Annotated in this window: 29 protein-coding genes and 1 tRNA gene; 22 read left to right on the top strand and 8 right to left on the bottom strand. The window is 60.2% G+C overall.

Going from position 1 to position 15,901, the window contains the following annotated elements; translation table 11 throughout:
• Nucleotides 1-69: 69 nt before the first annotated feature.
• From E4L98_RS30205 to E4L98_RS31210, 6 genes are all read right to left on the bottom strand, one after another.
• Nucleotides 70-210 carry a hypothetical protein gene (locus tag E4L98_RS30205; protein WP_167761445.1) on the bottom strand — a complete coding sequence of 47 codons (141 nt, stop codon included), beginning with the start codon at nt 208-210 and terminating at the stop codon, nt 70-72.
• Nucleotides 207-461 (bottom strand): hypothetical protein, encoded by a 255-nt coding sequence (locus E4L98_RS24905; protein ID WP_135204222.1) that lies wholly within the window; start codon nt 459-461, stop codon nt 207-209. Before E4L98_RS24905 ends, E4L98_RS30205 begins: the two co-directional genes overlap by 4 nt.
• 96 nt (nt 462-557) lie before the next feature.
• Nucleotides 558-830, bottom strand: a complete 273-nt coding sequence (locus E4L98_RS24900) for a hypothetical protein (protein WP_135204221.1) — start codon at nt 828-830, stop codon at nt 558-560.
• Between the two features lie 78 nt (nt 831-908).
• A complete protein-coding gene (locus tag E4L98_RS24895; RefSeq protein WP_135204220.1) occupies nt 909-1,352 on the bottom strand; it encodes a hypothetical protein in 444 nt (147 codons plus the stop codon).
• Nucleotides 1,353-1,591: 239 nt separating this feature from the next.
• Complete coding sequence (locus E4L98_RS24890) at nt 1,592-2,086, bottom strand: hypothetical protein (RefSeq protein ID WP_135204219.1); 495 nt, start codon at nt 2,084-2,086, stop codon at nt 1,592-1,594.
• Entirely contained in the window at nt 2,083-2,430 is a 348-nt protein-coding gene (locus E4L98_RS31210; RefSeq protein WP_135204218.1) for a transcriptional regulator, read from the bottom strand. Before E4L98_RS31210 ends, E4L98_RS24890 begins: the two co-directional genes overlap by 4 nt.
• Nucleotides 2,431-2,556: 126 nt before the next feature.
• On the opposite strand from E4L98_RS31210, the gene E4L98_RS24880 reads away from it, so the two are divergent.
• The 5 genes from E4L98_RS24880 to E4L98_RS24860 all read left to right on the top strand — a co-directional run bounded on the left by E4L98_RS24880 (nt 2,557) and on the right by E4L98_RS24860 (nt 5,620).
• Nucleotides 2,557-3,195: a S24 family peptidase gene (locus tag E4L98_RS24880; protein WP_167761444.1), complete on the top strand. Its 639-nt coding sequence runs from the start codon at nt 2,557-2,559 to the stop codon at nt 3,193-3,195.
• A gap of 14 nt (nt 3,196-3,209) precedes the next feature.
• Complete coding sequence (locus E4L98_RS24875; RefSeq protein ID WP_135204216.1) at nt 3,210-4,148, top strand: hypothetical protein; 939 nt, start codon at nt 3,210-3,212, stop codon at nt 4,146-4,148.
• A gap of 73 nt (nt 4,149-4,221) precedes the next feature.
• Complete coding sequence (locus tag E4L98_RS24870; RefSeq protein WP_135204297.1) at nt 4,222-4,509, top strand: hypothetical protein; 288 nt, start codon at nt 4,222-4,224, stop codon at nt 4,507-4,509.
• Between the two features lie 3 nt (nt 4,510-4,512).
• Complete coding sequence (locus E4L98_RS24865; protein WP_135204215.1) at nt 4,513-4,827, top strand: DUF3761 domain-containing protein; 315 nt, start codon at nt 4,513-4,515, stop codon at nt 4,825-4,827.
• Between the two features lie 304 nt (nt 4,828-5,131).
• On the top strand, nt 5,132-5,620 hold the full coding sequence (locus tag E4L98_RS24860) for a hypothetical protein (RefSeq protein ID WP_135204214.1): 489 nt from the start codon (nt 5,132-5,134) through the stop codon (nt 5,618-5,620).
• 344 nt (nt 5,621-5,964) lie between these two features.
• Here the strand turns inward: E4L98_RS24860 and E4L98_RS24855 are convergent, their stop codons facing one another.
• Nucleotides 5,965-6,567 carry a hypothetical protein gene (locus E4L98_RS24855; protein WP_135204213.1) on the bottom strand — a complete coding sequence of 201 codons (603 nt, stop codon included), beginning with the start codon at nt 6,565-6,567 and terminating at the stop codon, nt 5,965-5,967.
• A 188-nt stretch (nt 6,568-6,755) separates the two neighbouring features.
• A complete protein-coding gene (locus E4L98_RS30890; RefSeq protein WP_229257559.1) occupies nt 6,756-7,421 on the bottom strand; it encodes a PEP-CTERM sorting domain-containing protein in 666 nt (221 codons plus the stop codon).
• Nucleotides 7,422-7,855: 434 nt separating this feature from the next.
• Between E4L98_RS30890 and E4L98_RS24845 the strand changes: the two genes are divergently transcribed.
• The 17 genes from E4L98_RS24845 to E4L98_RS24780 all read left to right on the top strand — a co-directional run bounded on the left by E4L98_RS24845 (nt 7,856) and on the right by E4L98_RS24780 (nt 15,900).
• Nucleotides 7,856-8,077, top strand: a complete 222-nt coding sequence (locus E4L98_RS24845; RefSeq protein ID WP_135204212.1) for a hypothetical protein — start codon at nt 7,856-7,858, stop codon at nt 8,075-8,077.
• Nucleotides 8,074-8,442, top strand: coding sequence for a hypothetical protein (locus E4L98_RS24840; protein ID WP_135204211.1), 369 nt, complete (start codon nt 8,074-8,076; stop codon nt 8,440-8,442). The genes E4L98_RS24845 and E4L98_RS24840 overlap by 4 nt, the downstream gene beginning before the upstream one ends.
• 153 nt (nt 8,443-8,595) lie before the next feature.
• Complete coding sequence (locus E4L98_RS24835; protein ID WP_135204210.1) at nt 8,596-8,781, top strand: hypothetical protein; 186 nt, start codon at nt 8,596-8,598, stop codon at nt 8,779-8,781.
• Nucleotides 8,782-8,870: 89 nt separating this feature from the next.
• Entirely contained in the window at nt 8,871-9,023 is a 153-nt protein-coding gene (locus E4L98_RS30200; RefSeq protein ID WP_167761443.1) for a hypothetical protein, read from the top strand.
• A gap of 39 nt (nt 9,024-9,062) precedes the next feature.
• Nucleotides 9,063-9,144: transfer RNA gene (locus E4L98_RS30195), tRNA-OTHER, on the top strand.
• Nucleotides 9,145-9,395: 251 nt separating this feature from the next.
• A complete protein-coding gene (locus E4L98_RS24830; protein ID WP_135204209.1) occupies nt 9,396-9,584 on the top strand; it encodes a hypothetical protein in 189 nt (62 codons plus the stop codon).
• Entirely contained in the window at nt 9,581-9,937 is a 357-nt protein-coding gene (locus tag E4L98_RS24825) for a hypothetical protein (protein WP_135204208.1), read from the top strand. The genes E4L98_RS24830 and E4L98_RS24825 overlap by 4 nt, the downstream gene beginning before the upstream one ends.
• Nucleotides 9,934-10,155 (top strand): hypothetical protein, encoded by a 222-nt coding sequence (locus E4L98_RS24820; protein WP_135204207.1) that lies wholly within the window; start codon nt 9,934-9,936, stop codon nt 10,153-10,155. Before E4L98_RS24825 ends, E4L98_RS24820 begins: the two co-directional genes overlap by 4 nt.
• A complete protein-coding gene (locus tag E4L98_RS31095) occupies nt 10,142-10,276 on the top strand; it encodes a hypothetical protein (protein ID WP_267874927.1) in 135 nt (44 codons plus the stop codon). Before E4L98_RS24820 ends, E4L98_RS31095 begins: the two co-directional genes overlap by 14 nt.
• Nucleotides 10,273-10,413, top strand: coding sequence for a hypothetical protein (locus tag E4L98_RS30190; RefSeq protein ID WP_167761442.1), 141 nt, complete (start codon nt 10,273-10,275; stop codon nt 10,411-10,413). Before E4L98_RS31095 ends, E4L98_RS30190 begins: the two co-directional genes overlap by 4 nt.
• Nucleotides 10,410-11,267, top strand: a complete 858-nt coding sequence (locus tag E4L98_RS24815; protein ID WP_167761441.1) for an ERF family protein — start codon at nt 10,410-10,412, stop codon at nt 11,265-11,267. The genes E4L98_RS30190 and E4L98_RS24815 overlap by 4 nt, the downstream gene beginning before the upstream one ends.
• A 2-nt stretch (nt 11,268-11,269) precedes the next feature.
• Nucleotides 11,270-13,183: a YqaJ viral recombinase family protein gene (locus E4L98_RS24810; RefSeq protein ID WP_135204205.1), complete on the top strand. Its 1,914-nt coding sequence runs from the start codon at nt 11,270-11,272 to the stop codon at nt 13,181-13,183.
• 18 nt (nt 13,184-13,201) lie between these two features.
• On the top strand, nt 13,202-13,966 hold the full coding sequence (locus E4L98_RS30435) for a KTSC domain-containing protein (protein ID WP_205746827.1): 765 nt from the start codon (nt 13,202-13,204) through the stop codon (nt 13,964-13,966).
• A complete protein-coding gene (locus tag E4L98_RS24795) occupies nt 13,963-14,217 on the top strand; it encodes a hypothetical protein (protein WP_135204204.1) in 255 nt (84 codons plus the stop codon). The genes E4L98_RS30435 and E4L98_RS24795 overlap by 4 nt, the downstream gene beginning before the upstream one ends.
• Nucleotides 14,214-14,846 (top strand): hypothetical protein, encoded by a 633-nt coding sequence (locus tag E4L98_RS24790; RefSeq protein WP_135204203.1) that lies wholly within the window; start codon nt 14,214-14,216, stop codon nt 14,844-14,846. Before E4L98_RS24795 ends, E4L98_RS24790 begins: the two co-directional genes overlap by 4 nt.
• On the top strand, nt 14,843-15,490 hold the full coding sequence (locus E4L98_RS24785; protein ID WP_135204202.1) for a hypothetical protein: 648 nt from the start codon (nt 14,843-14,845) through the stop codon (nt 15,488-15,490). The genes E4L98_RS24790 and E4L98_RS24785 overlap by 4 nt, the downstream gene beginning before the upstream one ends.
• Complete coding sequence (locus tag E4L98_RS24780) at nt 15,487-15,900, top strand: recombination protein NinB (protein ID WP_135204201.1); 414 nt, start codon at nt 15,487-15,489, stop codon at nt 15,898-15,900. Before E4L98_RS24785 ends, E4L98_RS24780 begins: the two co-directional genes overlap by 4 nt.
• The last annotated feature ends 1 nt before the right edge of the window (nt 15,901 follow it).

The raw sequence follows: 15,901 nt of genomic DNA, 5'->3' as shown, positions 1-15,901 counted from the left end.
GCTGTGCTACGATGGTCTTCGAAATACCCTGAAGTGGATTTTTTCGGCCGCGCATCGACGCGGCCTTTTTTATTTACGCCGCTCTTCTCGCAGCTCGCGGAGCATTCGTTCGTAGTGCTCGCGCTGGCGGTGCTTCTCGTGCGACATGACGTGGGCCGGCTCGACATCCATCGGCTTGTCGTCGTGCGCTGGTTGTTGCGGTTGGCTCATACGGTCAGCGCCTCACCGGACAGAACTTTGCGGATCGGCGCGACTGCGAAGTTGAACTTCTCGTGCGCCTTCAGGATCATGCGATCACCGAAGGGAATCTTGTCCTTGCGGATCTTGCTGATCACCGGCGGCGCCACCTCGAAGGCGCGCGCCAGGGCAGCGTCGTTCTTCAACCGCAGCTGGGCGGCAAACTGGTCCAGCAGAGCGGATGCGGCGCCGGGCTTTTGCTGTTGTAGCGATGCTTTGGACATGTGATTTTCATCCTCTATTCGCCGCGCGCGACGGGGCGCGGCATCCCGGTTAGATCAAGGCTCAGCACTCCAGGTGGGAATAGACTGGCCGAGGATTCACATACGCATGTGGTGGCGCGGCACGCTGAAATTCGCGCGGCCGGGCAAAAACATGGCCATGTTCTGGCCAGCTTTCGGCCATTCCGTTTGCGCGCCGCGGCGCCTATCATTTTGAAAACGCGCCGACCAGTCGTTTGCCAGCTGGCGCAGCGTGCGGCTCTGCGACTCGCCGGCCTCGGCACATGCGGCGCTGAAGTCGCGGTATTCATCCTCGTTGAACAACGCTTTCGCGACGAGGACGCGAGGTTTGGGCATCTTGTTGCGGTTCATGGTGTTTTTTCCTATAAAAGTGATTCAGGATTTCAGGTGATGCGGATGATGCTGGTGGTGCAAATTTCGATAGCGGCGTCAGCCCGGCATGCCGCAAGCGGCGGCGCCGCAGACTGGATCACTGGCCGCTGCCGCGATACGCATAAATTTTTCACGGTCAGCTGGATCCTGCAGGTTGAGGTCGCTGATAAGTGCTTGCTGCTGCTTCGCCTTCGAGTCGCCATCGACGTCCGCTGGGGATGCAGGCGCGAAGAATTTGATTTGCTGGTCGCCCTGCTTGGCGATCACTTCCAGCAGCGTGGTCTGCTTGCGCAGCTCGGCCAGCATCAGCGCCTGGGTTTCATCGCCCACCAGTTCGACGCCGGCGATGTTGGCCACGGTCACAGGCGGGCCGCGCAGGATGGTGGCGAGCTCGATCAGCAGCGTGGCGGCCGTGTCGGCGATGGCGGCCGGGTCGCGGCTATCAGCGTCGAGCTGGAATGCGGCCAGCAGCGCGGCGCTCAGGGCTTGGTGGTTGCTCATACAGCTTCCTTTCAGAAAATCGGGCGGGAGATTCCAATGCGGTACAGTTGCAGTTCTCACACAACAACTTGCAAAGGGATCTCCCATGGACTGCAAACAAAATGTTCAGATCACGTTCAGCGAAAATTTCGAAGCGGAAGCAACCTACGATTTCGATTGGCTCAAGATCAACGTCAGCGTGAACGTCTCTATAGCGGATGTCGATTCGTACACAGCGAAGGATCTGAAGGAAATTCCGATCAAATCCGCAATCCTGCAACTTCAGAAGCTGCTGAACCAGGAGCCCTAACGCCACCAGTCGCCGGATCGTATTCCATTGGACGATCCTCCATCCATACAGGCGCAGCGCTTCCGACAATGCATGCCCAGTGGCCGCGCTTTGCGCCGGCCGGCGGCGGCACATGTGCGAAGCGCTCGCGGTCGGTGACGGTTGCGAGGCGTGCGCCAGAGTGCTCGCGAATCGACTTGAGTTCAGCACGCATGGCACGTAATTCGTTGAGCACGAGACCGCCATCCGCCGGTACCGGCGCGGGCATACCAGCAGCCGCGCTCACCGCCGCGACGGCAACCTCCGCCTTCTGCGCGACGCTAATCACCTTCTCCAACAGGGTGAGCGCGTCGCTTACCTGGCTGGTGTCGATTTCGATCTTCAGTGGAGTGAAGGCTAGCGCATCGAGTGCGGCCGCCGGCACGTACCCCAGCTTCGCCATCAGGCGGTCGATGATCTTCTTCATGCTTTTTCTCCAAGCAGAGGTGTCACCACCGCACGTTCAGGAACAGTGTCGGTGATGTTGTGAGGGGATGATGGTTGGCGGCCGGCGTGGCCAGCGGGTGGTGCGGGGTCGGTGGCGCGGCGAGTGTGGTCATCGGCCAATTCTGGCCAGATGTTTTGCCAGTCGTCGGGGCGCAGGTCTTTGCGTGTGACCTGGCCGTCTGTAGCTTTTTCGATGGCGAGACAATGCTCGACAGGCACGCCGCGCACGCGCCAGTTGCCGAGGCGAGCAGAACTAATGCCAATTTTTTCCGCTAGCGATGACAGGCCATCGCACCACTGAATTGCTTTGTCGAGTGAGTTCATGAGGCCATGCTACACATCTTGTGTATCGCAGTCAAACTTTTTGTGTAACACGTTTTGTGAATAGGTCGCTATCCTTCGCGCATGAGTAAAAGAGGCAATATTCCTTGGGCCCGGATAGAGGCCCGCTTGGCAGAGCTTGGAAAGGATCAGGCGTGGTTGCGCTCGAGCCTTGAAATTGAGGCGAATGTCATCACGAACTGGAAGTCTCGCGGCGCACCCGCCAGCAAAGCGGTATCGATCGCTCTAGCACTCGGGCTCACCACTGACCAACTTCTCGGCTCTCCAGCTGATCCTGTCGATATTCCTGGCGCAATGCGCGTGGTGATCGCCGAACAGGGTGACCCGAATTTCTACCACATCAAAAAGGTAAAGCTTCAGCTCCGCGCCGGCGTTACCGGTTTTCAGACGGTGCCTGACATCTACGACGGCGACACGATCAGCTTGCGCAAGAACTGGGTGGACCGCAAAGGAATTCACCCGTCCACGCTGCTTGCGCTTACAGTGGCCGGCGAAAGCATGGAACCCAATTTGTACGAAGGTGACGTGGTCATCATTGATACCGCTGACAAGGCGATGAAGGATGGGGTGGTCTACGCCTTCAATTACGACGGCGAGGCGGTGATCAAGCGGCTAGTAAAGGAACGTGGCGATTGGTGGCTATTCTCTGACAATCCAGACCAGGCCCGGCACCGCCCCAAGGGTTGCCGGACTGGGGATTGCGAGATAATCGGACGCGTGGTTAAGCGCGAGACTGACCACATCTGACGGAACCATGCGGTATGAGCGTATGGCGCTTTGCCTCACACGAACCCACGCCAGCGAATGACGACATTGTTCCTGGGTTCGTGGTTGGGCAACTTCTTAATCTCGTTCGCATAATTAATGAATCCGCGCAGCTTGCGGCCAAAAGCACAAACATCGATACTCGAAGGTTGCGCCTAGACTTAGCCCGAGAAAAGCTTCGTGAATTTGAATTCATCGCCGCAAAATATCCCCGCATCAAAGCCACCAATCTAAATGAACTGAAAGCGGGCATCGCAGCGATTCAGGTGGAAATCGATGCGACATTTGAGCTCCATCCTTTGCAGCGCGGAGGTATCTATGATGGGTGGGAGTATCGCGCCGTCATGCACTTTTCCACGCCTCTTGAACATCTGCTGCTGCATGGAACTCGTGACCTTGAGCAGACCCGGATGCCGGGCGCGCCACCAGGTGATTACGGTCACTGGCGTGCAAGGACAAAAACCCTCCGCCAAATGGGCGTGGATATGGATGAGCCCGCGCCAGCTTGGGTGCCGCTTGAGGTGCAGGTGCGCAATGGTGACGATTGGGGCTATCGGGATTTTCTGGTGGCCCTCAGACTAGCCGCTGAAACCCCAGGCTTGATTGAGCATCGCCATAACGCCGTTTTTGCGGCGGCCAGCGATCCTCGATGGGGAAAGTATAGAGGCTTGATCGGACATCGCGCCGAGGATCTTTGCGGCTGGTTCTTCCCGCGATTCATCGACACAATTCCGGGGCTCCCTTATACGGCAGTTACGGCGATGTGGGATGTGGCGCTCGATACGCCCAATCGTATCAGCGACGCATCCGATGATCAACTGCTCAAAATCAAGGGCATCGGACCCGTGACACTTCGAAAACTGCGCGCGCGATGCGCCGAAATATTAGAAGGTCGAGATGAGGTGAGGCTAGATCGGATTCGCCAATCGAAATAATTGGATAGATTTCCAATTGTCAATAAATCATATAATTTCCGAACGAAACGGCACGTTCTTGCCGATCCTGGAGATGATTGTGAAAATAGCATTGGTCGTAATTCTGGCAATCTGCGCCACAACATCCGCGTTCGCGCGCGGCGGTCATAGCGGTGGGCATTCTGGTGGCGCTCACTATTCCAGCAAACCGGCTACTGGTACCGGCGCGAAGTCCTCCCGCGAGCATGTGTCTAGCTACACAAAAAAGGATGGCACCCACGTGGCCGCACATAATCGATCCACCAAGGACGGCACGAAGGCCAACAACTGGTCCACGAAGGGTAACGTCAATCCCGAAACCGGCAAGCCAGGTACGAAGTAAGCGATGTTGCGCGCCCTCCTCCTCTCCCTGCTACTTGCGGGCGGTGTTTGCGATGCCCTCGCCCAGCTCGCGCCACCACCAGGCACACCTGCAACTGCGCCGGCCGCGCCAAAGAAAACCGAGCCCAATGAAGCCGACCTGCAGACGCACGGCCACTACGTGAACAAGGCTGGCCAGGATGTGCACTCGCCGGCGAAGAGCGTCGATGGCAAGGTGCCGGACGGCGCCACGGCGAAGTGCCGGGATGAGAGCTACAGCTTCAGCAAGAGCCGGCGTGGCACTTGTTCGCGGCATGGCGGCGTGGCGAGTTGGCTCTAGCCCCGTGTCGCCGCTTAGCCAGAAATACGTGTTCAAAATAACGGGCACGGGATCGATCCTCACATTTGGGAGAACTTTGGTGGTCAAAATATCGATGCTAAGTTTTCGGCTCGATACTTGACATTGCTCTAATTTTTAATGTCAGTAATTTGGCGCAAAAAAATTTTAACTGGTATGATTCTCCAATCAGAACGCCTATTGACAAAAATAGGTTGTAGCGCCATCTGAATGCCTGAAGGACTTTTATAGGAACCGAAATCGATAGCCGATTTCGTATAGACGGGACTCCCCGAGGGAGGACATCATGTCAGCAGTTGAATTGCAAATACTTGGCGCCGTGGGGCGCACACTCCGCGAAATGCCGCAGGCTCGCGACCTTGAGCTGTTAGGTAAAATTGACCAAACCCTTAAGGCTGTTGCTGATCAGACTGTTAAATTTCAGTCCATGTCACTTATGGTAGACAGCCTTATTGACCCAGTGCAGAAAGCAAAATTTCCAAACACAGACAAGTTGGTTGAGGTTGAGGCCGCGTTTGTCAGCGCTCTCCCAGTGAGCGAAAAATACTATGATACCGTCGTCGCTATGCGTCAGAGTGCGGTTGACGATAAGCGCTTGACCGAAGACGATGGCATTGTGGAGGCATACGACGCTTTGGTAGAGCAAGCTGCGGCCTACCACAACAGCTTGAGCAATCTTGCATGGATTATCGGTGAGCAAATTGTGGACGCGGAAGAGACTGTTCCGTTATCGTTCGAAGATGCTGATGATATGTTTGCGTCGATGGGTGTGTAATTGCGTACCCGCCTGCGTGTTACTGAGCTGCAGTACAAGCCCAGATTCGCAAAGGATATGAAAAGCCTTCCCATTGATATCCAACTCGCAGCGAAAGAGGTTGTTCGTGATCTACTAAAAGATCCAATACCGGCAACCCGGCGCTTACACCCACTGACTGGATTTAAAAATCCGAAAGTGTACACTGTCGACGTGCTATCCAATCACAGCTACAAAATTTCACTTGAAATCGAGGGTGAAACCGCAACCCTTCGGAGGGTTGCAACCCATAAAATCATCGACCGGTGCCCATGAAGATTACGAGCTCCGCGGTCGAGGCTTTTAATTCTATCGCGCTCGCAGAGTCAGCTTCTCTTCGTGATGAGCGATGTCCGATCAAACGCCATCTCCAGCTGCGCGGGCTCACCGAACCGCTCGCGCGTCCGATCCTCGAGCAGTGCGAAATCCTCCGGCGTCGCCGTACCGCTGGCCAGCCTCTGCGCCGCCGGTAGCGCCTTCACCACCTGACTCTTGGTCATCTCGTTGTAGTGCTTCGAGCCGGCCAGCGCGTTGTTCGCGGTGTGTGCGGTCGAAAAGAGAATTCCGTGGCGGCCGACCATCTCCAGCGCGGCCTGGTGCAGCGGCAACCGGTCACGGTAGGTGCTCAACTGCTGCAGCGCCAGCTCGGCCTCCAACTCTACCATCCTATCCCACACACGCGCCTGCAGCTCGTAGCTGTAGCTCATCGCCATCAGACAAGCTTCCCGTTTAGGGAAATAGCAGCAGTCGTAGGTTTGGCCATTCTGAGGATGCTGGTAGGTGCCCAAAAATTTTTGGACACCCTCCCCCAGCACTTTTCGAGCCTTGGTCATCAGACTCTCGTGCCGCAACTCGACGTACGGCTTCTCCGCCGTCGCCCTTGCCTTCCTGTCCGCGTTGATAAATTCGACCATCTCCATGCTGCTCATGGCCGGCTCAAAATCTCGTATGGGACCGCTCATCGAATTATCTCTCCGCGCTGGGTTTGGGGATGTGTTCGCCTGAAGACATAAGCTTAGCACGACCTGTATGAATCGCCAGTGTTTTGGCGACCGATTCGGTACCTGCGCCGGCCAATAAAAAGCCGCCCGAAGGCGGCGTCTCTACGCTGGCCAGCTCAGACTTGGCGGCGCCGGCGCGCTACCGCAGCCAGGACGCTCAGGCCGCCTAGCAGCATGCCGTAGGTCTCAGGCTCAGGAACTGCCGCGACTCGTTCTAGAGATGTGATTTCGGCGCGAACGTGGACCTCGTCTGCACCGACGTTCATATAGTAGTAGAAATTCCTTTGGAAAAACTCATCCAAAGTCAGCTGTTCGGGAATTGCCGAATTACTAAAAGTCTTGCCGGTGAGATCGACAAGCTGGACATACAGGTATTCTCCCGGAGACGACGTATAGGATGAAAAGGTAAAGCTGTCCAACCAGTGCCCGGGTCCTACCGGGTAGTTGTTAGACGTATCTAAAAGCGTCGTGTAGGGCTCAGGACGATCTCCAATAGTTGGACCATTGTCGAACTTAGCCGACAGTGCGCCAACGTTGAGATAGACTTTCCAGTAGTCGCCTTCTCCACCCCAGACAGGTGCAGATGTGTCGTAGCTAAATCGGCCGTGCACCGTATTGCCAATCCCAACGCTCATCCCCTTGATCACAGTTTCGTCAAACGATTCATCGCCCTCGCGATTAGATATCTGCGCAACCGATGCGGAAAAATCGTAGGTAATCACTTCAGCCCTAGCCGAGCATGCACCGGCGACCAACATTGCTGCCACAACCAGCTTGAACATTCTCATCCCGATCCCTTTCAACGTTGTAGTTATTGCATCTAGTTAATTATCTTATTTAGAACTATTTTTGGCAATTGATTTGTTTGCAGGATCGGCGCTGTACATGAGTCAGGCCGTTCAGGACCACAGTCGGCGCAGCACGTTGCCCCCCCCCGCCCCCAAAGCACCCCGCCAAGCGGCTTTTTTCGGCATGGAGATTTGGGCGCAACACCGCCCTTACACATTTCGAAAATTAATTACACAAATCGTTTGATATAACTACACAGTTTGTGTATTATCACTTCATCGACGCACCAATCACGATGGAGAACGAAATGTCTCAAGCCGAACTGAAAGCCCTGATCGACGCAGCCGCTGCTGCTGGCGACGCAGTTCCCGCCTTCGACTTCAGCCAGCCCGCCGCGCCGGCGACGCTGGGTTAAGCGGAGGCCGCCATGCGCAAAGTCCTCCGCAAGAACACCACCGACCTGCAATGCGCCGGCCTGGTCGCCAGCATCGGCTGCCCGCGCCGCCTGGAAATTTGCAACGAGTTCGGTCGCAAGCTGACGCGCCGTCGCCTGTACTACACCGAGAGCGACCTGGCCGCGCAGCAGCGCATGGAGCGCAGCCGCGCCGCGGCATTGGCGTCCGGCTGGATTTTCGAGGTCGCAGCGTGAACGCTCCAATCTCCGCCGCCGTGCTCCAGCTGCGCTCCAACGCGCCGGCGCCGCGCGTTCAGCCCACCGTACCTCCGACCGCGCGCCTGCTGGCCGCGCAGTTCGAGCACGACGGCCTGCTGGTTGACCTGTACGGTTCGCTGGATGAGTCCGGCTACCTGGTGGAGCACGTCGCGCTCTGGCCATCGCAGCACCAGCAGCTGAAGGTCGACCTGGGCGCGTGGCTGGCGCCAACCGTGCTGTTCCAGCTGAGCGCCTGGTGCAACCGGCGTCTGCCGAGCACTGACGAACTGCTGCTGGCCTCGCAGCACGAAGACCGCGCCGAGCGCGCACTGTGGATGCGCCGCGTCGCAGAGCCACCCTGATCCGAATTCGGAGCGCGCTGCCCCGAAGTACAACGCAGCGATAGCCCTGGCCAGGCGATAGAACTGCGCCCTGTGGGATCAGTATGCCCCGACCACGCCGCGCGGTCGACCCATCCCGGGCCAGCGCGGCACCAACCAACGAAAGGCAAAAACATGGCAGCAGCACCATTCAAGAAAAACGCGCCGGTGAAGGCACGCAGTGCGAAGACTGGCAAGGTCTCCGACGGCAAGTTCGTAGCCGAGCGCCCGGCCGGCAAAGGCGTCTTCTACGACGTGGACCTGGGCGAAGCGGGTGGCGGCGTCAAATCCTTCCGACCATCGCAGGTGACCGCAGCGTGAAAGGCCGGCGGCCAAGCCGCCACTAGCACCAACCCGCCCCGCGCCGGGCTCGCGCGGGGACCTGCTCAAACAACCTGCCGGAGTCACCCATGAAACTGCGATGCATCGTCGGGCTTCACAAATGGACGTACACCAGCAACACCACGCGGCAGTGCGCGCACTGCGGCAAGGCTCAGCGACTGGATGAGGAATCGGCGCGCGATTGGGTGGAGGCCAACTGGCTCGATGAGCCGAAGCAGTAGAAGGACCGTCCCGCGCCGGTTAAGCGCGGGAACCACATCGAAGCTGTCGTCTAGCGGCCAAGGGCACCTATTCCGCGCGCGACGGTTCCGGGAGACGCTGGTTCGAATCCAGCCGGCTTCGATGTGGTGAGCGATGGAGCTTAGGCATTTGCCGATCTGAGAAGTCGCATAAATGCAGCGGACATGACAGGCCGTTGCCGCCAAACGCCAGCCTGAGTGCGCACAGGCCCAAGGAGGACTTGGTCAAAGCCTCGCAGTACCCCGTTAGCTCAGTGGAGAGCGCCGAGGAAACTAACTCGGAGGATGGCTTAGCGGCCGGGTTCGACTCCCAGCGGGGCACCAACGAACAACGAAGTCAACAGGGAGAACGCGATGTTAAAGCAGCAGGAGATGCAAGCAGCGAAGAACACCGGGAAGGTCGCGTGCCGGCTGATGTCGTTTCGAAACCCGTACGATCTCAAAAGGCACGCCGTGCTGCACCAAGCTTTCGAGGAAGGCTATGCGGAGGAATTCAAACGCCGCAGGTCCGAGTTGAATGGCACATCGGCAGGTGCTGTATGAGCACCGTCACGCACATCACCGCAGGCAAAGCCTCGCGCCTCGCAGTATCTGCCCTGCTCGCCTTCGCCTACCAGGACTCGGGCTTTGAAAGCGCGCTGACTAGCGGCAACCTGGATGCGCCGAAAGCGGCGCCGGCCGGCAGCCACGTCAGCCGCTACCAGATCGCCGGCGGCGGCCGCAATAGCGTGGCGCCGCAGCTGGCTGCGCGCGAGTTCGGCCTGAGCTACGTGATCACCGTGCGGGACGCTCACGACCGCGCGCGCACCTACACCGCCATCGGCGATCCGCGTGCGCTGGAAGATGCTGCCCGCGACGCCGGCGCCATGGGCTTCTCGATCCGGGTGCGTCAATGAGCGCCGCCATCGCCGCGCTGGAACACATCATCACCGTGGCGCGCTGTGCCGGCGCCAAGTTGAATGGCCGCGAACTGCGCGTTGTCGAAATCGCCCTGGAAGGCTTGGGCTACAGCCCGGACGCGCGCCAGCAAGAATTGCGCATCCTGATCCAGTGGAAGCGCGATCGCATCATGCAGCGGCGCGCCCGCCGAAAGGATCGCCGTGAAGCTGCGTGAATGGCTGGCCATGGCGGCCCTGGGCATGCTGATCGGCAGCGCCTACGCCTTCATGCAGCAGGCCGACGAAGAATCGGCGGTGCGCGACCGCGCGGTCCTCGTCGGCAAGGCGAATAAGTGAAAGCCGCCCTCGCCTATCTCGCCAGCGCCACGCTGCGCAACCTGCGCGCCGGCCACCGCCCAGCCCATGCGCTGCGCCTGGCGTTGCTGAATATCGAAGTGAATAACCTGAACCGGAGAATGAAATGGGAAGCATGAACGATGTGCTTGAAATGGAAAAGCCGGCGGCGGAGCAGCGCGCCATCGCGGCGCCGGCCGCCCAGCCGCTGGCTGTCGTACCCACGACGCCGTTTGAACTGGTCGCCCACGCGGCGGCGCGTGGCGCATCGATGGAGGAGCTGCGCACCTTTATCGAACTGCAGGAGCGCCTGGAGGCGAACCAGGCCCGTAAGGCCTATGTCGCCGCAATGGCGGAGTTCAAGCGCAATCCACCGCAGATCGTGAAGGACAAGCTCGTCAGCTTCGATGGCCGCGACGGCAGTAACACAAGCTACATGCATGCAACTCTGGGTAGCGTGTGCGGCGCCATAGTCGAGGGGCTGGGGAGGCAAGGCTTCTCGCACCGCTGGGACACCGAGCAGCCTCCTAGCGGCATGGTGTCGGTCACCTGCACTATCACGCATTCCATGGGGCACTCGGAGGTCACTCGCATGCAGGCCCCGCCGGATGCCTCGGGCAAGAAGAACGCGATCCAACAGATCGCTTCGACCATCACCTACCTGCAGCGCTACACGTTGCTCGCCGCCTGCGGCCTGGCCACCAACGAGCAGATGGACGACGACGGGCACGGTGGTCAATACACACCAGTGAACGAGACACCGGCCGCCACCACCGTGAAAGGCCAAACATCCTCCGGATTGCCGTTGTGCAGCGACGACCTGTTCGCAGTGGAATCGCCGAAATGGCGGAAGGTCGTCGAAAGCGGCAAGAAAACGGCCGAGGAAATGCTGGCCACCGTCAGCACCCGCGCCACCTTCACCGAAGCACAGAAAAAAACCATCCTCAGCTGGACGAAAAAGCCGGCTGATACAACCGCCGATAACAAGGAATAATCATGCAGCGCGAAATCTCCCTCACCCGCGAAATCCACAACCTGCTGCAGGGCAGCGACGAATGGCACGCCTTCCGCTTCAACCACCACGGCGCCAGCGAGGCCGCCGCGATGCTGGGCCTGTCGCAGAAGGTAACCCGCTCCGAACTCGTGCGCATGAAGGCCACCGGCCTCGCCAAAGAGTTCAGTGACTGGGTGCAAGAGAACATCTTGGACTACGGCCACGAGGTCGAGGCGCTGGCGCGCCCGCTGGCCGAAAAAATCATCGCCGAAGATCTGTATCCGGTCACGCTGTCCTTGGGCGCCGAAAGCGCTTCCTGCGACGGCCTGAGCATGGATGAAACCATCGGCTGGGAGCACAAGCAGTGGAACGCCGAGCTGGCGGCCGCCGTCGCCGCCGGCGAGTTGCCCGACACGCATATGCCGCAGGTCCAGCAGCAGCTCATGGTCAGCGGCGCCGAGAAGTGGATGTTCATGGTCTCCGATGGGACTGAAGAGAACATGGTCTGGATGTGGGTGCAGCCGGATCCAGCCTGGTTCGCGCGCATCGTCGCCGGCTGGGAACAATTCGACGCCGACGTCGCGAACTACACGCAGGTAGACCACGCGGTAAAACCCGAAGCGGCGCCTGCTGCCGCCCTGCCCGCGCTGGTCGTGCAGACCGAAGGTAAGGTCGTCAGCAGCAACCTAATTGTGTATCAGAAGGCCGCAGAGAAGTTCCTGGCCACCATCAAGACCGACCTGCAGGACGACCAGGATTTCGCCGACGCGGAATACAACGTCAAATTCTGCGGCGAGGCCGAGACCAAGCTCGAGCATGCCAAGGCGGCCGCGTTGGCCCAGACCTCGACCATCGACGAGGTGATGCGCACGGTCGACCACATCAAGGCGCAGTTCCGCGCCAAGCGCCTGGAGCTGGAAAAGCTGGTCAAAGTCCGCAAAGAGCAGATCAAAGAAACCATCCTGAACGAAGGCCGCTACGCCTATCAGGACCACGTGCAGAAGCTCGAAACCGAAATCACGCCGATTCGCCTGTCGCTGCCGGCGCCCGACTTCGCCGGCGCAATGAAGAACAAGCGCACGCTGGCCAGCCTGCACGATGCGGTCAACACCACGCTGGCGAACGCCAAGATCGCCGCAAGCCAGGCGGCTGCTGACGTCCGCGCCAAACTCGCATGGTACAACGCCAATGTCGGCGACCACGCTGGCCTGTTCGCCGACCTGCAACAGCTCTCTTGGAAGGCGTACGATGACTTCCAACTGGTGGTGCGCACGCGCATCGCTGATCACCAGCGCGCTGAAGCGGCGAAGGCCGAAGCGCTGCGCAAGCAGATCGAAGAGCAGGAGCGCGCCAAAGCTGAAGCTGCAGCCGCCGAGAAATTAGCCGCCGAGCGCAAAGCGGACGCCGAGCGCCAGGCCGCCGAACAGGCGCGCGTCGCCGCCGAAACGAAACGCCAACTGGAAGCGCAAGCCGCGCAGATCGCAGCGCAGCGCCAGGCCGAAGAGCAGCGCCCGCAGCAGGTCGCCCAGGCCGCGCGCCCAACCACAGCCGCCGCTGCTATCGCTCAGGCCCAGCAACTGGCCGCCGCCGACCGCGCTGCGTCGCTGGCCGAACAAGCCCGCCTTGCCGACATGGCAGACGCCCAGCCAGTCACCGATGCGCCGCCGGCCGCCGCTGCCGATGGCGACTTATTCGGCCACACGACGCCGACGCCCGCCGCGCCGCCTTCGCTGAAGCTGGGCGAAATCAACGACCGCCTGGGCTTCACGATGACTGCCGACTTCCTGGCCTCGCTGGGATTCGTCCACACGAAAACCGACAAGCCGGGCAAGTTGTTCCATGACGCCGACTTCCCGCGCATGTGCGCCGCCCTGCGCCGCCACATCGATGCAGTCCAGCAGAAGTATTCCGCATAACAACCACAGGAGAGCACCATGAGCGCCATCCCCACCATCACCATGCAGAAAGTCGAATCCAGCCAGTTCGCAGCCATCGGCCATGTGCCGGAGCTGAACCTGCTGGCCATCCAGTTCCACCCGAAGAAATCGACGGGTGAGTCGGATATCTACCACTACCAGGGCGTCAGCGCCGACATGTTCGCCGAGTTCCTTGGCGCCCAATCGCAGGGCTCGTTCTTCATTCAGCGCATCAAGAAATGCGCGGACCAGTTCCCTTACACAAAGGTCGACCAGGCGGCGTTCAACCACACCGCGCCGCAGCCGGTGGCGAAGCCTGCCACGCTGGCAGAGGCCGCCGCGCCGGTGCTGACGAAGGAACTGCTGGCCCTGGCGCTGAACGGCCGTCAGACCGGCAGCGAAATCACCCGCGAAGAAGAACTGCAGGCCAAGGCCGCCGGCCTGGTGGTAATTTTCGGTGCCAGCGACGACCTGATGGTGCTGAGCGGCGCCATCGATGACGAGGCGAGCTGCTACGACGGCGGCACGGTGCTGATCGACGCCAAGGGGGCACTGCCGGCGCGCGATGATATCGACCCGGACGACGATGCGGCGCTGAAGGACTACTTCGCCCGCGAGCCGGACGCGAAGAAGGTCGAGGCGCTGTGGTGCGACAGCGATGACAACGCGACCTGGTCGTACAGCACGGCCGTGCCGCACGCGACGTTCGAGGTGTTGGAAGGGGCCGAGGTGTACTGCCGCGGCATCGTAATCAGCGTGGCCGACCTGGGCGGTGCAGTATGAGCAGCCGCGTATCCCGCCGCCTTGCGCAGGCTGGCGCGCAGCTGCAGGCCGCCTGCGACAAGTTCAATGCCGCGAATCAGGTCGGCACCACCGTCACGGTGCTGCTGGACGGAGGCGAAGTGCGCGAGACGATCACCACCAGCGAAGCTCAGGTGCTGAGCGGTCACAGCGCGGTGATCTGGCTCAAGGGCGTCAGCGGCTGCTATCTGCTGGAGCGCGTGACGCCGGTAGTCGGCAAGGCGGCGGCATGAGCAACGTGCAAATCGCCGCCCTGCTCATGAGCGTCAGCGCCGTCATTTTTTCGTGCGGCGCGATGCATGTGCAGCATATTGCGCGCGGCAAGGCACCCGCCGAACCTGCGCCGCTCGCGCCGGCACCGGTTGCGCTGATCGAACCATTACCGGCCCAGCGTGACGATGATGGCTGGTATTGGCACCCGGGCCTGCCGGACTTCGAAGAAGACCACCGGGCGTACGCCGCCTGGATGCTGGAGCAGGGCTTGGAATATCGCTTCGACTCGCTCGAGGATGAGCGTGATGACCATCCGGCTGCCATCGCGTATTACGAGCAGAACGCCTGCCACGTGCGCGATTGGTACTGCGAACCGCCGGCCGGCGAAGGCTGGTTCACCCTGTCGATACACGACAGCGAATCCGGGCCGCAGTGGGTGTGGGTGCGCCGTGTCGGCACCGAGGCGCTAATGGCGGCGGTCCAGGCCGAAGCGCTGGCATACCACGAGCGCTACTACGTGAAGCTGCTGCCGAACGGCCAGCGCTACAGCGGGTCGACGTTCAAGAACAATGGCGAGCCGATCCTGCTGCGCGCCGATGGGAAGCGCAGTGTGTTCTGCGACCTGTGCGATGACTTGGAGGGCGCATGACCCACGAATGCACCGAAGCGCGCTTCCTGCGCGACGTGGACGATCACAAGATGATCGTGATCCGCGATGAGGGCGCGAACCGCCATGTGCGGTTCAAGCAGCCAAATAGCAGCAACATGTATTTCGACCTGATCACCTGGCCGGGCTACCTCTGCTACACCGGCGACATGGGCACCTACGTGTTTCAGCGCACCGAAGACATGTTTGCATTTTTCCGGACGGATCGCCTGCACCAGCGCCCAGGAGACGCGCGGCTGGCCGTCAACCGCAGCTATTGGGGAGAGAAGCTTGAAGCTATCGGTAAAAACGATGGTTACCGGGAATTCTCGTCCGACAAATTCAAGCAGCAGGTGATGCAGTATGTCGAGCGCTGCGGCCTGACCGGCAAGCTCGGGCACGGACTGCGCGAAGAACTGGAATCCGAAGTGCTGGCTCATGCCGACGACGGCGCCGATGAGGCCTACCGCGCGGTGCGAGATTTCGTATGGGACGGCCGTGCCGTGTTTAACGACTTTTGGGAGGTCGACTGCGAAGAGTACACCTTCCGCTTCCTCTGGTGCTGCTACGCGCTGGCTTGGGGCATTGAGCAATACGACAAGGTCAAGCAGGCGGCCGAGGCGGTGCCAGCGGAGACACCGCCATGACGCGCCGCACATTCTTTCTCGCGCACGAACAGGCCCGGCGCAATGTAGCCGACTTCGCGCAAAAGGCGCCAGATGGCTGGATGGTGGTGTTCTCCGAGCCGCGCAAGAAACGCGCCCAGGAAGAAAAGTACCACGCCATGATCGCGGAAATCGCCTCCCAGGTCGAACACATCGGCCGCAAGTGGGATGCCGACGACATGAAGCGCCTTCTGGTGGATGAGTTCGCCGACGAGATGCGCCTGGCCGGTACGCCACTACACCACGACGGCCGGGTGACCGTCAGCTTTGATGGGCGCCGCACCGTGCAACTCGGCATTCAAACAGCCGAGTTCTACGTGAAGGAAGCAGCGCAGTTCATCGAGTTTTTGTATGCCTTCGGCGCCGCTCGCGACGTCGTTTTTTCCGAATAGG

Origin of the sequence: Duganella callida, assembly GCF_004614165.1 — a bacterium.
GTDB lineage: Bacteria > Pseudomonadota > Gammaproteobacteria > Burkholderiales > Burkholderiaceae_D > Rugamonas > Rugamonas callida.
This window is presented reverse-complemented; position numbering and strand designations above follow the sequence as displayed.

Excerpts from the sequence above, each read along its gene's own strand:
- E4L98_RS30435 (WP_205746827.1), top strand. The coding sequence starts at position 13,202 with ATGAGCGCCATCCCCACCATCACCATGCAGAAAGTCGAATCCAGCCAG.
- E4L98_RS24835 (WP_135204210.1), top strand. The coding sequence starts at position 8,596 with ATGGCAGCAGCACCATTCAAGAAAAACGCGCCGGTGAAGGCACGCAGT.
- E4L98_RS24795 (WP_135204204.1), top strand. The coding sequence starts at position 13,963 with ATGAGCAGCCGCGTATCCCGCCGCCTTGCGCAGGCTGGCGCGCAGCTG.
- E4L98_RS24815 (WP_167761441.1), top strand. The coding sequence starts at position 10,410 with ATGAACGATGTGCTTGAAATGGAAAAGCCGGCGGCGGAGCAGCGCGCC.
- E4L98_RS24890 (WP_135204219.1), bottom strand. The coding sequence starts at position 2,086 with ATGAAGAAGATCATCGACCGCCTGATGGCGAAGCTGGGGTACGTGCCG.
- E4L98_RS24855 (WP_135204213.1), bottom strand. The coding sequence starts at position 6,567 with ATGAGCAGCATGGAGATGGTCGAATTTATCAACGCGGACAGGAAGGCA.
- E4L98_RS24785 (WP_135204202.1), top strand. The coding sequence starts at position 14,843 with ATGACCCACGAATGCACCGAAGCGCGCTTCCTGCGCGACGTGGACGAT.
- E4L98_RS30200 (WP_167761443.1), top strand. The coding sequence starts at position 8,871 with ATGAAACTGCGATGCATCGTCGGGCTTCACAAATGGACGTACACCAGC.
- E4L98_RS24860 (WP_135204214.1), top strand. The coding sequence starts at position 5,132 with ATGTCAGCAGTTGAATTGCAAATACTTGGCGCCGTGGGGCGCACACTC.
- E4L98_RS24830 (WP_135204209.1), top strand. The coding sequence starts at position 9,396 with ATGTTAAAGCAGCAGGAGATGCAAGCAGCGAAGAACACCGGGAAGGTC.
- E4L98_RS24895 (WP_135204220.1), bottom strand. The coding sequence starts at position 1,352 with ATGAGCAACCACCAAGCCCTGAGCGCCGCGCTGCTGGCCGCATTCCAG.
- E4L98_RS24900 (WP_135204221.1), bottom strand. The coding sequence starts at position 830 with ATGAACCGCAACAAGATGCCCAAACCTCGCGTCCTCGTCGCGAAAGCG.
- E4L98_RS24825 (WP_135204208.1), top strand. The coding sequence starts at position 9,581 with ATGAGCACCGTCACGCACATCACCGCAGGCAAAGCCTCGCGCCTCGCA.
- E4L98_RS24870 (WP_135204297.1), top strand. The coding sequence starts at position 4,222 with ATGATTGTGAAAATAGCATTGGTCGTAATTCTGGCAATCTGCGCCACA.
- E4L98_RS24780 (WP_135204201.1), top strand. The coding sequence starts at position 15,487 with ATGACGCGCCGCACATTCTTTCTCGCGCACGAACAGGCCCGGCGCAAT.
- E4L98_RS31210 (WP_135204218.1), bottom strand. The coding sequence starts at position 2,430 with ATGAACTCACTCGACAAAGCAATTCAGTGGTGCGATGGCCTGTCATCG.
- E4L98_RS24845 (WP_135204212.1), top strand. The coding sequence starts at position 7,856 with ATGCGCAAAGTCCTCCGCAAGAACACCACCGACCTGCAATGCGCCGGC.
- E4L98_RS24905 (WP_135204222.1), bottom strand. The coding sequence starts at position 461 with ATGTCCAAAGCATCGCTACAACAGCAAAAGCCCGGCGCCGCATCCGCT.
- E4L98_RS30890 (WP_229257559.1), bottom strand. The coding sequence starts at position 7,421 with ATGTTCAAGCTGGTTGTGGCAGCAATGTTGGTCGCCGGTGCATGCTCG.
- E4L98_RS24810 (WP_135204205.1), top strand. The coding sequence starts at position 11,270 with ATGCAGCGCGAAATCTCCCTCACCCGCGAAATCCACAACCTGCTGCAG.
- E4L98_RS24820 (WP_135204207.1), top strand. The coding sequence starts at position 9,934 with ATGAGCGCCGCCATCGCCGCGCTGGAACACATCATCACCGTGGCGCGC.
- E4L98_RS24790 (WP_135204203.1), top strand. The coding sequence starts at position 14,214 with ATGAGCAACGTGCAAATCGCCGCCCTGCTCATGAGCGTCAGCGCCGTC.
- E4L98_RS24865 (WP_135204215.1), top strand. The coding sequence starts at position 4,513 with ATGTTGCGCGCCCTCCTCCTCTCCCTGCTACTTGCGGGCGGTGTTTGC.
- E4L98_RS30205 (WP_167761445.1), bottom strand. The coding sequence starts at position 210 with ATGAGCCAACCGCAACAACCAGCGCACGACGACAAGCCGATGGATGTC.
- E4L98_RS24875 (WP_135204216.1), top strand. The coding sequence starts at position 3,210 with ATGAGCGTATGGCGCTTTGCCTCACACGAACCCACGCCAGCGAATGAC.